At 73.2% G+C, this 14785-nt stretch carries 12 protein-coding genes; 8 read left to right on the top strand and 4 right to left on the bottom strand.

Features of this window, described 5'->3' with window-relative positions; translation table 11 throughout:
- The first annotated feature begins 104 nt into the window (after positions 1-104).
- The 4 genes from EV382_RS25475 to EV382_RS25490 all read left to right on the top strand — a co-directional run bounded on the left by EV382_RS25475 (position 105) and on the right by EV382_RS25490 (position 4331).
- Entirely contained in the window at positions 105-872 is a 768-nt protein-coding gene (locus EV382_RS25475) for an SGNH/GDSL hydrolase family protein (RefSeq protein ID WP_130405883.1), read from the top strand.
- 2 nt (positions 873-874) lie between these two features.
- Positions 875-1321, top strand: coding sequence for an imidazolonepropionase-like domain-containing protein (locus EV382_RS25480; RefSeq protein WP_130405885.1), 447 nt, complete (start codon positions 875-877; stop codon positions 1319-1321).
- A 125-nt stretch (positions 1322-1446) separates the two neighbouring features.
- Positions 1447-3330, top strand: a complete 1884-nt coding sequence (locus EV382_RS25485; RefSeq protein ID WP_130405887.1) for a hypothetical protein — start codon at positions 1447-1449, stop codon at positions 3328-3330.
- Positions 3331-3428: 98 nt separating this feature from the next.
- Entirely contained in the window at positions 3429-4331 is a 903-nt protein-coding gene (locus tag EV382_RS25490) for a sulfurtransferase (RefSeq protein ID WP_130405889.1), read from the top strand.
- A gap of 50 nt (positions 4332-4381) precedes the next feature.
- On the opposite strand, the gene EV382_RS25495 is transcribed toward EV382_RS25490, so the two are convergent.
- The 3 genes from EV382_RS25495 to EV382_RS25505 all read right to left on the bottom strand — a co-directional run bounded on the left by EV382_RS25495 (position 4382) and on the right by EV382_RS25505 (position 6763).
- Complete coding sequence (locus EV382_RS25495) at positions 4382-5566, bottom strand: hypothetical protein (protein WP_130405891.1); 1185 nt, start codon at positions 5564-5566, stop codon at positions 4382-4384.
- On the bottom strand, positions 5563-6111 hold the full coding sequence (locus tag EV382_RS25500) for a SigE family RNA polymerase sigma factor (RefSeq protein WP_130405893.1): 549 nt from the start codon (positions 6109-6111) through the stop codon (positions 5563-5565). Before EV382_RS25500 ends, EV382_RS25495 begins: the two co-directional genes overlap by 4 nt.
- 70 nt (positions 6112-6181) lie before the next feature.
- On the bottom strand, positions 6182-6763 hold the full coding sequence (locus EV382_RS25505; protein ID WP_130405895.1) for a TetR/AcrR family transcriptional regulator: 582 nt from the start codon (positions 6761-6763) through the stop codon (positions 6182-6184).
- A gap of 106 nt (positions 6764-6869) precedes the next feature.
- Here EV382_RS25505 and EV382_RS25510 point away from each other — a divergent pair, with 106 nt between their 5' ends.
- Positions 6870-8027 carry an FAD-dependent oxidoreductase gene (locus tag EV382_RS25510; protein ID WP_130405897.1) on the top strand — a complete coding sequence of 386 codons (1158 nt, stop codon included), beginning with the start codon at positions 6870-6872 and terminating at the stop codon, positions 8025-8027.
- Here the strand turns inward: EV382_RS25510 and EV382_RS25515 are convergent.
- A complete protein-coding gene (locus EV382_RS25515) occupies positions 8024-9256 on the bottom strand; it encodes an MFS transporter (protein WP_130405899.1) in 1233 nt (410 codons plus the stop codon). The genes EV382_RS25510 and EV382_RS25515 overlap by 4 nt on opposite strands.
- A 120-nt stretch (positions 9257-9376) precedes the next feature.
- On the opposite strand from EV382_RS25515, the gene EV382_RS25520 reads away from it, so the two are divergent.
- The 3 genes from EV382_RS25520 (at position 9377) to EV382_RS25530 (ending at position 14742) form a co-directional block, all read left to right on the top strand.
- Positions 9377-11164 carry an HSP90 family protein gene (locus EV382_RS25520; protein ID WP_130405901.1) on the top strand — a complete coding sequence of 596 codons (1788 nt, stop codon included), beginning with the start codon at positions 9377-9379 and terminating at the stop codon, positions 11162-11164.
- Positions 11165-11166: 2 nt separating this feature from the next.
- A complete protein-coding gene (locus tag EV382_RS25525; RefSeq protein ID WP_130405903.1) occupies positions 11167-14040 on the top strand; it encodes a hypothetical protein in 2874 nt (957 codons plus the stop codon).
- Positions 14041-14142: 102 nt separating this feature from the next.
- On the top strand, positions 14143-14742 hold the full coding sequence (locus EV382_RS25530; RefSeq protein ID WP_030331931.1) for a TetR/AcrR family transcriptional regulator: 600 nt from the start codon (positions 14143-14145) through the stop codon (positions 14740-14742).
- The last annotated feature ends 43 nt before the right edge of the window (positions 14743-14785 follow it).

Genomic DNA, 14785 nt, shown 5'->3' on the forward strand with positions numbered 1-14785 from the left:
CCCCGCCCCCGGGTGGCACGGCCCACACCTTTCGGGCGGCACCGGCCGTTGCGGCGGTGACAGACTGGTCGCCGCAGGCAACGAGTGGGGTGAGGGAGGCGCGGGTGCGCTGGCGCAGTTTTGTCGCGGTCGGGGACAGCTTCACCGAGGGTATGGACGACGCGTACCCGGACGGCACCTTCCGGGGCTGGGCGGACCTGGTGGCGACCCGGCTCGCCGCCGAGGCCGGGCCCGACTTCCGGTACGCGAACCTGGCCATCCGGGGCCGGCTCTTTCCCAGCGTGGTCGCCGAGCAGGTGCCCTCCGCGGTGGCGATGAAGCCGGATCTGATCAGCTTCGCGGCCGGTGGCAACGATGTGCTGCGCCGCACCTTCGACCCGGACACGCTGGTCGCCCGCTTCGACGAGGTCGTCCGGCAACTGCGCTCGGGCGGCGCGGACGTGCTCCTCTTCCGGTTCGCGGACGTGATGGCCCGACTGCCCGGTCAGCGCCTCGTCGCCCCCCGGGTGCAGTTGCTCAACCAGGCGGTCGGTGAGACCGCCGAGCGGCACGGCGCCATCATGGTCGACCTGTACGCCGACGACACGTTCCTCAACCCGATGCTCTGGAGCACCGACCGGTTGCACCTCTCCCCGGCCGGCCACCGGCGGGTTGCCGGGCAGGTGCTGAACGCCCTCGGGGTCGGTTGCGACGAGGAGTGGCTGATGGTCCCGCCGCACCCGGCACCGTCGCCGTGGCTGGCCGCCCGCGCCGCCGACCTGCGCTGGGCTGGGCAGCACCTCGCGCCGTGGGTGAAGCGGCGGCTGACCGGGCGGTCGTCCGGCGACACGGTGACGGCGAAGCGTCCGCAACTCAGCCCGTTCGTCGACTGACCGTGCTCACCCTGCACACCGCGGCACTGCTGCGCGTCGACCAGGACGGCGAACCGGTGCCGGAGCACGCCGTGCTGGTCAGTGGCGACCGGGTCGAGGCCGTCGGCCCGCTGGCCGAGCTGAGTTCGGCGTACGCCGGTGCCCGGGTTCGCCGCTGGGCCGGCACGCTGGGGCCGGGTCTGCTGCACGACGGTCCGCTGCCGCCCGCGCCAACCCCGCGCGAGCGGGTGCACGCGTTGCTGCGTACCGGGGTGACCGCGGTGCTGGCGGAACACCTGGCCGACCCGGCGCTGCGGGCCGCCGTCGAGCGCAGCGACCTGCTGGTGCTGCCCACCGCCGTGCCGCCGGCGCTGCGTGCACACGGGCGGGCCGACCTCGCGGTGCACGGCGTCGACGGCACCTGTCTGGTCACAGTGGTCGCCGGCCGGATCGTCCACCGCCGCGCCTGACCGGGGATGGCCTCCCTTGTGGAGCGCCTTTGCCCAAATCGGGGTCGCCCGATGTCCGCCCTACTCGATAGCATCCGCTGCCCCCGCTGATCCGAAGGCGGGGACAACGGGGAGGTGGATGAGGGATGACCCTCATACCTGGCACGACGACATCCGTAAGACCGGGTCGGGCACTGCTGGCCATGGGGCTTTCCGTGGCGGTCGCCGCCGGGGCGCTCACGCTCACGACCGGGCCGGCCGCCGCGAACGACGTGCGGTACGAGCCGAACAACTCCTGGGCCTACACCGACGCACACCGGCCCACAAAGATCACCATCGACCAGGCCGGCGACGTGCCGGTCGGCTCCTGGAAAGACGATCGCGGGCGACGACACACGTCCCGTGCCTACTTCACGTTCGACATCACCCGCTACCGGGGTGCCGACATCGAGGGGGCGTTCCTCACCGCCGAGGAGACCTCCGCCGTAGACTGCACCACGCGTCCGGGCGTGGAGCTGTGGCGCACCGCGCCGTACACCGCGAAGTCCAGTTGGGCGAAGCCGCCAGCCCAGTTGGCGAAGCTGGCCACGGCGACGGTGCCGGCCGACGCCGACTGCCCCGCGCCCTACGTGGAGTGGGATGCGGCCGAAGGGCTGCGGCAGGCGCTGGCCGAGGGCGCGTCGACGCTCACCCTCGCGCTTCGGCTGCCAGCCGGTGCCGAGGCGGATCCGACGCTGAGCCGCCGGTACGCGAGCGCGGTCGGCATCTCGGTCGACTACAACCACCCGCCGGGCGTGCCGACCGATCTGCAGACCTCCGACAAGCCGTGCACGACCACCGAGCCGTACCAGCTTCAGCTCCGCGACGACCTGAGGCTCTCCGCCGTCCTGCACGACCAGAACCACCAGGAGGACGCTGGCAGCGACCTGCTGAACACCACCTTCGCGCTCTGGCCGGTGGCCGAGCCGGCGGCCCGGGTCGAGCGGACCGGGTTCGGTCACGACGGCGAGCGGGACACCGCGGTCTTCCCCAGCGACACGTTCACCCACGACCGGGTCTACGCGTGGCAGGTACGGGCGGCGGACAGCCGGGCGACCGGCGAGTGGAGTGGCCTCTGCTACTTCCGGACCGACTTCGAGGGCCCGGCGGTCGCGCCGATCGTCACCTCCACCGACTTCCCCACCGAAGGTTGGCACCCGGCCCTGCCCGGTCAGTTCACGTTCGACGCCGCGGCGACTCCGGACGCGGTCGGCTTCCGCTACCAACTGGACGGCGGCGTCGTCGGGACGGTCTCGGCGGACCGGGCCGGTGGCTCGGCCACGGTCACGCTCAGCCCTGATGACGGGCCGCACGCCCTGGTGGTGTCGAGCCTCGACGCGGCCGGAAACCGGTCGCCCGAGGCGAGGTACGAATTCCGGGCCAGCGACGTCGCCCCGACCATCACCGGCACACTCACCGAGGTCGGGGTGCCGACCACGTTCACCGTCCAACCGCAGATGCCCGGGGTGGTCCGCTACCGGTTCCAGCTGGACGGCGACCCGGAGCAGACGGTCGAGGCAGCGGCCGACGGCACCGCCACGCTGACCGTCACCGCCACCCGGGCAGGCAACCGGACGCTCTCCGTGACCAGCGTCACGGCCACCGGTGTGACCGCGACGGCGGTGCGCACCTTCCGGCTGAGCACGGCGCCAAAGATCTCCGCGACGGTCTACCAGCCGGGTGTCACCAGCGGCGGCCCGGGGATTCCCGGGGTCTTCACCTTCACCCCGCGCCAATCCGACGTGGTCAGCTACCGCTACCGCTTCGGCACGGTGACCAGCACCGTGGCCGCGGCGGCCGACGGCACCGCATCGGTGACCTGGACGCCGACGAAGGCGGGGTTGGCCCCGCTCACCGTCTGGAGCGTCGACCGGGACGGCACCCAGTCCGACTCGGCCAGCTTCCTCATCCTCGTCGGGGACCTGCCGCCGAGCAGCCCGGCGGGTGGCCCCGGCCAGGTCGAAGCTCCCCAGGCCGAGTCGGGGCGGTAACCGAGCGGCCTGCATCGGCCGGCCCACCATCCCGTGCGGGTGGTGGGCCGGTCCCGTTACAGCGGTCGTCAGCGGCGATCCGGCGTACCTTGGGGATCATGTCTGTGCCGAACGATCCCGATCCCCGCCTCCATTCGTACGCGGACCCGCAGCGGCTGGTCACCACCGAGTGGCTGGCCGAGCGCCTGGGCGACGAGGGCCTCGTCGTCGTCGAATCCGACGAGGACGTGCTGCTCTACGAGTCCGGTCACATCCCCGGTGCCGTCAAGGTCGACTGGCACCTGGAGTTGAACGATCAGGTGACCCGGGACTACCTGGACGCCAAGAGCTTCGCCGAGATGTGCGCCGCGAAGGGCATCGGTCGGGGCGACACGGTCGTCTTCTACGGCGACAACTTCAACTGGTGGGCCGCGTACGCCCTGTGGGTCTTCTCGCTCTTCGGCCACGCCGATGTGCGACTGCTCGACGGCGGTCGGCAGAAGTGGGTTGCCGAGGGGCGCGAGTTGACCCGCGACAAGCCGGCTCGTCCGCGCGCCGACTACCCGGTGCCGCTGCGGGACGACGCGCCGCTGCGGGCCTTCCGCGAGCAGGTCATGGCGCACGTCGCCGCCGGCCGGCCGCTGGTCGACGTCCGGTCGCCGGGCGAGTACACCGGCGAGATGCTGCACATGCCGGACTACCCGCAGGAGGGTGCGCTGCGCGGCGGGCACATCCCGGGCGCGGTCAGCAAGCCGTGGAAGTCCGCCGCCAACGAGGACGGCACGTTCAAGTCGGCCGACGAGCTGAAGGCGATCTACGCCGACCAGCTCGGGCTGAGCCCGGACGACGATGTGATCGCGTACTGCCGGATCGGCGAGCGGTCCAGCCACACCTGGTTCGTGCTGCGGCACCTGTTGGGCTACCCGCAGGTGCGCAACTACGACGGCTCGTGGACCGAGTGGGGCAATCTGGTCCGGGCACCCGTGGTCAAGGGCGATCAGCCCGGCGGCCTGGCGGCCTGACCGCCGGGCCACCGGTCGATCACGTCGAGACGCCGCCGCCTGCGCGGTGGTCAGCCTGCGAGTGCGATCCTGCCGCGCAGGTCGCGGACGATGCCGGTGATCTCGCCGGTCTCGGGGTGCCAACGCGCCAGGGCGGCCGGTTCCAGCCGCAGGAGCACCGCACCCTTGTTGTCCCAGCCCAGGACCTCGCAGCAGCCCTTGCCGCGATCGCGACCCAGGTCGAGCACGTGGAGCACGGCACCGGTCCGCGCGTCCAGCACCGCTGCCGCCTCGGCACCGTCGATCTCGCTGTTGGTGATCCAGGCGGCGCGGGCCAGGCGCTCACCGTGCAACCAGCCCCGGCCGTAGAACTCGTTGATCTGGTAGGGAGAGGGCAGCGCCGAGGTGGTGACCGGCTGTTCGGAGCGGAGCTGGCCGTCCCGGGCGGTCCGGCTCTGCAACTTCAGGCTGGTCCGCTCGCCGTACACATCGATCAGCGGTGCCTGCGCGCCGGCGGCCGGGTCGGGTGCGATCAACTCCCAGGTCAACACGTCGATCGTGCTGGCCTCCCCGGTGACCCGGTCCACCGCGTACGTTCGGTCGTCGCCCCCGACCAGCACCCGGTCGTTCGCCCACACCACCAGTTCCAGGTAGCCGTAGAGCGGTATCCGGCGGACGTCCGCGGTGGTGAGGTCAACCATGACCAGTTCGCCGTACTGGGCGAACGCGGCCGTCCGGCCGTCCGGCGACAGCACTCCCGGCTTCAGCGCGGGTGCCTCGTTGCCGCTGGCGTCCCGGGTCGGTTTCACCGCCACCACATCGAGACTGCGCACCACGCCGTCGTTGCCGAGCACCCGGACCGGGCCGTCCGCGCGGTTCTCCTCGTCGACCGGTTGGAACAGCGCCAACGCCCGTTGGACCGGTCGTTCGGAGAGCGGCACGGTCGCTGGGGCGCCGAGCCGGGCCAGCGGATCGGGCGGGTAGGTCAGCTCGGCGGGCGGCTTCTGCACCGGACCCGCGTGGGTGGGGTCGGCGGTCGGGGTCGCCGTCGGGCCGACCGGTGCTGGATCGGCGGGTGGTCGCAGCGCCGCCACCGTGCCGCCACCGACCAGTGCCACGGCCACGGCGACCACTGCGACGGCCCGCCGGGTCCGCCGGGTCCGTCGAGCCCGCTCCCATCCGGCGGCGGCCGGCTGGCTGGGCAGCACGTCCTCGACGCTGACGGTCAACAGTCGGCGCAGATCCTGCTCGTTCACGGGTTCACCTCCAGACCGCTGGCCAGATCGGCCGAGCCCTGACTCGGTCGGGCGTCGCGGGCGAGGTCGGGGGCGACCTCGCGGAGCCGGCGCAGAGCCGCGTGACACTGGCTCTTCACGGTGCCGACGGTCACCCCGAGCGCCTCGGCGGTGGCGACCTCGGTCAGGTCCTCGTAGTAGCGCAACACCAGCACGGCCCGCTGCCGTGGTGGCAGCAGACCCAGCGCGCTGCGCATCGTCAGCCGTAGCGCGCCGTCCCGGTCGTGGGCCACCTGGTCCGGCGGGGCCGCGCTGAGCCACTCCCGCCGCCGGCGACGCCACCACGACACCGAGTCGCGGTAGAGGATGGCCCGCACGTACGCGGAGGGGTCGCCGTTGCGGACCGAGGACCAGCGCAGCGCCAGCTTCAGCAGCGCGTCCTGGAGGAGGTCCTCGGCCTGATGCTGGTTGCCGCAGATCAGGTAGGCCGCTCGAAGTAGCCGGTGCTGGTGGGTCTCCACGAAGGCGAGGTAACCGTCGCGTCCGTCGTCTTTCGCCGGCGCCATCCGCCCTCCTCCCGGCCGTCGCGGTGTGCGCGTCAACTGGCAGACGCATGGGAGGTGGGAAAAGGTTGGGTCAGCTCGGTGGCGTTCCGGTCAGATAGCGCTGGAGGGTCGGCGCGACCCACGAGACCAACTCGTCCGGGCTGGTCTCCACCATGGGCGGCAGCCGGACGATGTAGCGGGTGAAGGCGAGGCCGAGGATCTGACTGGCCACCAGGCCGGCCCGTCGGGCGGTCAGCGCCGGGTCGGTGCCGAACGTGGCGACCGCGGCGGTGAGCTGGTTGGCGAAGATGCCGCGCATGCGTTCGGCCGCGCCGGGATTGGTGCTGGCGGCCCGCAGCAGCGCCACCAGTGTCTCGTCGCCCTCCCAGCGGGCGAGGAAGTGCCGGACCAGCACCTCGCCGAGGTGAGCGGGCGGCACCGAGGTCAGGTCGGGCAGGCGGAGGTCGAACTCGGCCGCCGCCGCGAAGAGCCCTTCCTTGCTGCCGTAGTAGCGCATGACCATCGACGGGTCGATCTGGGCGTCGGCGGCGATGGCCCGGATCGTGGCGCGCTCGTAGCCGTCCGCCGCGAACCGTTCGCGGGCCGCTCGCAGGATCGCCGCCCGGGTGGCGTCGGATCGGCGGGGCTGGGTCGACGGGACGGACGAGGTCATGCCAACGACCGTATGCCAACAAGTGTTGACACGCAATCGGGAGGGTCCTAACGTTGCCAACAAGTGTTTGCCAACATATGTTGGCAACGGTCTTCCGGAGGTGGCCATGCTGCCCACGAGCACCGACGTCCTGGTGGTGGGGGCCGGCCCCACCGGTCTCGCCACCGCGCTCACGCTGGCCCGGCGCGGAGTCGAGGTGACCGTGCTGGACCGGCTGGCCGCGCCGCCGACGACCTCCCGCGCCGCCGTCGTGCACGCGTACACCCTGGAGGTGCTGGACCGGATCGGCGCCGCGGCGCCGCTGATCGCCCAGGCGGTGCGGACGCCGCGCTTCACCGTGCGCGACCGGGACCGGCTGCTGCTGTCGGTGCCGTTCCACGACCTGCCGTCCCGCTTCCCCTACGCGCTGCTGATCTCCCAGGCGGTCACCGAAGCCGTGCTCACCGAACAGTTGGCCGAGCTCGGCGTCCAGGTACGACGGTCGCGCCAGCTCACCGGGCTGAGCCGCGCTGGTGACGGCATGCTCGCGCAGGTCGACGGGGAGGAGCTGCGCACCCGGTTCGTGGTCGGCGCGGACGGCCTGCACAGCACCGTCCGACAGTTGGCCGGCATCGGCTTCACCGGGAGCAGCGACGAGGAGTCCTTCGTCCTCGCCGACGTGCGGGTGCGCAGCGTGCTGCCCCGCGACGAGGCGGCGCTCTTCCTCGCCCGCTCCGGGCCACTGGTCTGGGCACCACTCCCCGACGGCGTGGTCCGGTTGGTCGCCGCCGTGGAGACCGCCCCAGTCGAGCCGGACGCGGCCTACCTTCAGGCGCTGCTCGACGAACGCGGCCCGGCACGACGACCCGACCGGGTGACCGAGGTGCTCTGGGGCTCCCGATTCCGGGTGCACCACCGGATCGCCGACACCTTCCGGGCCGGGCCGGTGCTGCTGGCCGGGGACGCCGGGCACGTGCACAGCCCCGCCGGTGGGCAGGGCATGAACCTCGGCATCTGCGACGCGGTAGCGCTCGGCACCGCCGTGGCGGACGTGCTCGACGGTGGGCCCGAGACGCTGCTCGACGACTACAACGCCCGGCAGCGGCCGATGGCTGAGGACGTGCTGAGCTTCGCCGCCGGGCTGACCAGGATGGCCGCTGTCTCCCCGGCCGGCCGACCGGCCCGGGACGTGCTGCTCCGACTGGTCGGTGCCGTCCCACCGGTCCGACGGCGGATCGCGCTGCGCCTGTCCGGGTTGTCCCACCGTGCGCCAACGCCGAGTTAGGCAGCTCCGCTGCGGCTCAGTACGGCGGGCGCGGCAGGCCGCAGTGTCCGCCACGCCACGAGGGTGACCAGCGCGAACGTCCCCGCCGCCGCGCCCGCCACCGGCACCGTGCCGTACGCCGCGGCGGCCAGCCCGGCGAGCGCCGCCCCGAGCGGGGCGGTGAGCAGACCGACCATCCGCTGGGCCGCACCGACCCGGCCGAGCAGCTCGCTCGGCACGTGCCGCTGCCCGTACGACGCCGAGAGGCTGTTCCACACCACCGTGCCGGCGGCGAAGACAGCCAGCGCGATACCACCCGGCACCGGGTGTCGGGCCAGCGCGAAGCCGGTCAACGCCACGGTCTGCGCGGCCAGCACCGCGCGCAGCGCCGCGACGGTGCCGAGCGAGACGGCGAGCCGCGCCGCCCCGAGCGCCCCCGCCACGCCCCCGAGGATGGCGGCGGCGGCGAACAGCCCGTAGCCGGCCGGCGGCACCCGCAGCACCTCCAGCGCGTAGAGCACCAGCACCGCCATGATTCCACTGATCGCCAGGTTGCTCGCGGCGGCGAGCAGGGTGACCCGCCACAGGGTCCGGTGCGCGCGCAGCCAGCGCAGTCCCGCCCCGATCTCGCTCCACACCGCGCCGCGCGGCCGTGCCGTCCCAGGCCCTCCTGCGGCGGCAGGCGGGCTGAGGGCCAGCACGAGCAGGGCGGCCGCCGCGAAGGTGACGGCGTCGACGGCGAACGGGACGGCCGGGGCGACGGCGAACAGGACACCGGCGGCAGGGGCCCCGAGGAAGCCACCGGCCACCGCGGACCCCGCCTGGAGCCGGCCGTTCGCCCGAGGCAGCGCGTCCGGCGGCACCAACGCGGGAAGCAGCGCGAACGAGGCGGAGTCGAAGAGGGTGCCCAACGCGGCCAACACAAACGCCGCCACCAGCAACACCAGGACACTGACCTGGTTGAGCGCGACCACCACGGCCAACGCGGCCACCACGGCGGCCCGTACCCCGTCGACCAGGGCCATCGTCCGCCGGCGATCCCAGCGGTCCGCGTACACGCCGCCGAGCAGACCGAAGAGCAGCGGTGGCACCTGGCCGGCCACGGTGACCGCCGCGATCACCCGGGGGTCGCGGGTCACGGTCGCGGCCAACAGGGCCAGTGCGGGGGTACGCAGCGCGTCGCCGAACCGCGACGAGACGGCGGCGGACCAGAGGAGCCGGAAGTCCCGGCCCAGCACGGAAGGTGTCATGCCGGCGACCGTGCCGGTTCGACCGGGTCGAGGGTCAAGCCGCCGGCAAAAAGGGGGCCACGCCTGTCGGTGATCATCGGTACGGTGGGCGCCGGCATCGGGACCGGGGAGAAATCAGGCGTGGATCACACTTTCCAGGTCGACCTACGGGGCGTGGTCGACCTGCTCAGTCATCACCTCTACGGCAGCCCACGGGTCTACGTCCGCGAGCTGCTCCAGAACGCGGTGGACGCGATCACCGCCCGACGACGGGTCGAGCCGGACGCGCCGGCGCTGGTCCGCATCGAACCCCAGGACAGCACCGGCGACGGCACGCTGCGGGTGCACGACACCGGCATCGGCCTGACCGAGGCGCAGGTGCACGAGCTGCTGGCCACCATCGGTCGCAGCTCGAAGCGCGACGAGCTGGGCTTCTCCCGGCACGAATTCCTCGGCCAGTTCGGCATCGGCCTGCTCTCCTGCTTCCTGGTGGCCGACGAGATCCAGGTGCTCACCCGGCACGGCGACCACCCCACCGTGCGCTGGACCGGGTACGCCGACGGCCGCTACGCGGTGACCGTGGCCCCACCCGAGGCAGCCCGCGCCGAGCCGGGCACCACCGTCACGTTGGTGCCCCGCCGCGACGCGGACCAGTGGTTCACCACCCCGACCGTCACCGACCTGGCCCGGATCTTCGGCGCGCTGCTGCCGGTCACCGTCCGCGTCGGCGACGTCGTCACCACCACCGGGGAACCGCCCTGGCCGACCACGCCAGGTGCGCCGCTGGACCGCGCGGCGTTGATCCGGTACGCCCGGGAAACCCTCGGCGTGGACCCGTTCGACGTCCTGCCGCTGGCCGTGCCGGAGGCCGGGCTGACCGGCGTGGCCGTCATCCTGCCGACCCCGGTGAACCCGGCGGCCCGAGCCGGGCACCGCGTCTACCTCAAGCGGATGCTGCTCACCGAGAACGCCGATGGGCTGCTGCCGGAGTGGGCGTTCTTCGCGCACTGCGTGGTGGACGCGACCGAGCTGCGCCCGACCGCCAGCCGGGAGGCCCTCTACGAGGACACTCTGCTGACCGCGACCCGGGAAGCACTCGGCGACCAGGTGCGCGGCTGGCTGGTCCGGTTGGCGCGGCACGACCCGCACCGCCTGGCCGAGTTCCTCCAGGTGCACCACCTCGGCGTGAAGGCCCTGGCGCTGCACGACGACGAGATGCTCCGACTTGTCGACAGGTGGTGGCCCATGGACACCAACGTCGGCACGCTCACCCTCGCCGAGTTCCGCGAGCGCTACGGCGTGGTCCGCTACGCGGCGAGCCTCGACGAGTTCCGCCAGCTCGCCGCGGTGGCCGCCGCGCAGGACCTGGCGGTGGTCAACGCCGGTTACACGTACGACACCGAGCTGATCGAGCGGCTGCCGGCGGTGGACCGCTCCGTGCTGATCGAACGGTTGGAGCCGAGCGACCTCACCACCCGCTTCGACGCGCTCGACCCGCAGGTGGAGTTGGCGCTGCGACCGTTCCTCGCGGCGGCGCAGCGGGCCGTCGAGCGGTCCGGCTGCGAGGTGGTCATCCGGGCGTACGACCCGGTTTCGCTGCCCGCGCTCTACCTGGTCAGCCGGTCGGCGGCGTTCAACGACCAGTTGGCGGCCAGCCGGGACCGGGCCGACGAGCTGTGGGGTGGAGTGCTCGACGCGCTCGCCGCAACCGCCCCGCCAGACCGTCCGCAGTTGGTGCTCAACCACCGCAACCCGCTGGTACGACGAGTGGCCATGCTCAGCGACCCGGAGCTGGTCGGCCTCGCCGTCGAGGCGCTGTACGGGCAGGCGCTGCTGCTCGGCCACCATCCGATCCGCGCGGCCGACGCCGCGCTTCTGAACGATTCCTTCCTCGGCCTGCTCGGCCGGGCTGTCCCGGGACGGGAGTGAGCATGAGCGACGAGGATCTGTGGCGGGTGCTGCGCGGCGTCACCGACATGCCGTACGGGGCGGGGCAGATCGCCGCGCTGGAGCAGCTGCTGCGCAGGGTGGACGCCTCCGACGACAGGCACCTCGCGTTCGTCACCCGGATGCAGGCCACCACCGGCTACATCTACGGCGGTGAGCCGGCGAAGTCCTTCGTGACCTTCTCCTGGTGCCTCTCCGAGTTCGACCGGGACCCGCAGCCCTACCATCAGCGCCACCTGCACCACCTGCTGTGGCACTTCAAGTACATGGTGTCCGGCCTGTTGAAGTTTCCCGAGGTGCCGCTGGACCGCACGTACGCGGTGCTCGACGACATGGAGCGGCGCTACCGGGCCGGCGGGCACAGCCTGCAGACCGTGCACAAGCACCGGTTCCGGGTTGCCAAGCACGTGGGTGACGTCGAAGCCGCCGCGCACTGGTACCGGCTCTGGCAGACCACCCCACGCGACGAACTGTCCGACTGCGCCGGCTGTGATCCGACGAGCCAGGTGGGCTACCTCGCCGACACCGGGCGGGACGCCGAGGCGGTGGCGCTGGCCGAGCCGGTGCTCGCCGGTCGCCTCACCTGCACCGAGCAGCCGCAGGCGATCCTCACCGCGCTGCTCCTGCCGTACCTGCGCACCGGCCGGGCCGAGGAGGCGCGGGACGCGCACCGGGAGGCGTACCGCCGGCTGCGGGGCAACCTCGCCGACCTGTGGGACATCGGGGACCACATCGAGTTCTGCACGCTGACCGGCAACGAGGCGCGGGCCGTCGAGCTGGTCGAGCGGCACCTGGACTGGCTGGACCGGCCGCCGTCGCCGGCCGCCGCCATGCACTTCGCGGCGGCCGCCGCGGCAGCGCTGCGCCAGGCCGGCGAGTCGACTCTCTATCGTCGGGCGGCGGAGGGCCGGCCGGCGGCCGAGGTGGCGGCGGCGTCGTTGGCGGACGAGTTGACGGAGACCGCTACCGCTCTGGCCGCCCGCTTCGACGCGCGTAACGGCACCACCCACCAGTCGGAGCGGATCGGCCGCCGGTTGGCGGTGCAGGCGAGCGGGGAGCACGTGCCGTTGTCGGCGAGCGTGCGCCGCCGGGCGACCCGCCCGACCCGTCCGGCCGGGGACGAGCCGGTCGTCGAGCCGGGCCGGGCCCCGCGAGTGCGAGTCGACCCGCGTGAACGACCCACCGTGACGATGCCGGCCGACGCCAGCCCGGACGACCTGCTGGACCTCGCCGAGCAGAGCTGGGGCCGGCACGACCGGGCCACCTTCCGGGCGGCGCTGACCGCCTTCGACGACCGGTTCGCCTCCGCCGAGCTGCCCGCCCGCACGTCCGCACACCGGCTGGCGCTGCGCGCGGCGGAGCGCGGCGACGAGGACGACATCGGTGGTGCGATCAAGCTGGGTCGGGCGGCGCTTGAGCTGTACCGGGAGGCGGGCGAGGAGGTAGCCGCCCAGACGGTCGCCGGGCGGCTCGGCGTGCTGTTGACCCGGTCCGACGAGGACAGCGAGGAAGGGCTGCTGCTGGTCCGCGAGGCGGCCGAGGTGCTGGACCGGCTCGGCGATGCTCGGCAGCGGGCGGCCGGACACGACCGGGTGGCGTTGGCGCTGCTGCACCGCGAGCGGTGGGCGGACGCCCTCGCCGCGCTCGACCGGATACCGGCCGACGCGGGCGGCGATCGGCACCTGGCGGCCCGGGTCGCGCTGCACCGAGGGCACCTGTTGGAGCAGCTGAACCGGTTCGAAGAGGCCCGCGTCGCCGTCGACGAGGCTCGCCGGATCGGCCGGGAGCTGGGCGTCGGCGAGGTGGTCACGGGCGCCTGCCTGGCGTACGCGCGGCTGGTCGACGATCCGGCGGATGCCGTGGCCGCCTGCGACGAGGCGTTGGAGTGGGCACCGGCGGACGCGGAACTGCCGGTCCGGGTCGCCCGCGCCCGGGCGTTGCTGTCGGCCGGACAGGCCGTCGACGCCGTGGACGACTTCGTCGAGGCGGTGACGCTGTGCGTGGAGCGGGGCGCCGAGGGGGACGCGTTCCTGCGGTGGGAGCTGGCGAACGCGTACCGGGTGGTGGGCCGGCTCGCCGAAGCCGCCGAGGTCGCCGAGGAGGCGGTGCTCGGCCTGGACCGGCTGGGCGCCCAGGCGGAGGCCGACCGTTGCCGGCATCTGCTGGCCGGGGTCTACGCGGGGCTCGGCGAGATCGACCCGGCGTTGGCCCTGCTGGAGCAGTTGGCAAGCAACCTGGATGGACCGGACAACCTCCCGCACCGGGCACAGGTGCTGGAGGAGGCGGGCGGCGTCCTCTATGACGCCGACCGGGACGCGGCGGCGGGCGAGCGGTTCGCCGCCGCGGCTGAGGCGTACCGGCTCGGCGACCTGCCGCTGGACGAACTGCGCGCCCGCCGGCGGGAGGTTTACGCCTGGTTCTGGGCCGAGGACCGGGACGCGGCGTTGCGCGCCGTCGAGGTGATGGACGGGTTGGCGGCGAAGTTGGCCGGGCAGGCCGAACCGGCGGTGACGTACGAGCTGGCGATGGCGGCCGAGGCCGGGGCGCGGGTGCTCACCGGGGAGAACCGGCTGGACGAGGCGTTGGGCCGGCTTACCGGGGTGCCGGACCGGTTGCGGTCGATCGAGGCGTTCGGTGAGGCCGCCCAGGTGGAGATCCTCGTCGGTGAGCTGCTGCTGTACCTGGAACGGCCGGCCGAGGCGGAGCCGCTGCTGCGCCGCGTACTCGGTGGGTTGCCGGCCGGCTCGCGGCAGGTCCGCCAGACGGCCTGGCTGCTGGTTCGGGTGCTGAACCTGCTCGATCGGCCAGCGGAGGCGGCTGCACTGCGCGTGGAGCACAACCTGGACGAGGACGACTGACCGTCGCGGGCCGCCCCTGACCTGGTCAGGGGCGGCCCAGCTCGGCGGCGGACGGAACTGACCGGTAACCATCGCGGGCTGCACGCGGTCTAGGCTTGACTGGTGACGGTGGAGCAGCAGGCACGGGGTGCGGCGGGTGCGGGCCGGCGCAGGTCCCGCAAGGACGAGATCCTGGAGATCGCGGTAGGTCTGTTCGCGGCGCGCGGCTACCACGGCGTGTCGATGGACGACATCGGCGCGGCCGCCGGGGTGACCGGTCCGGCTCTCTACCACCACTTCGCCGGCAAGGAGGCCATGCTGGCCGCCGCGCTGATTCCGGTCAGTGAGGGGCTGCTGGCCGGTGGGCGGGAACGCGCCGCCGGCCGCTCGGACGACCCGCGCGGCGTGCTGGAGTCGCTGATCGACTTCCACGTCGAGTTCGCGCTGGCCAACCCGGCGGTGATCGCGTTGCACCTGCACGAGCTGGACCGCCTGCCCGAGGAGCCGCGGCGGCGGATTCGTCGCCTGCAACGGCTCTACGTCGAGGAGTGGGTGACGGTGCTCACCGCGCTGCACCCGGGCATGCCCGACGGTGAGGCGCGGGTGCTCGCGCACGCCGCGTTCGGCCTGATGAACTCGACACCGTTCCTCGGCGGTGAGGTGGACCGGCGACGCCGCGCCGAACTGCTGCGCGGCGCGACCCTGGCCGCGCTGCTCGCCTGAGCGGACTCGTCAAGAGCGTGCCGGTCATGATTCCCTGACATCG

This window comes from Micromonospora violae (assembly GCF_004217135.1).
GTDB lineage: Bacteria > Actinomycetota > Actinomycetes > Mycobacteriales > Micromonosporaceae > Micromonospora > Micromonospora violae.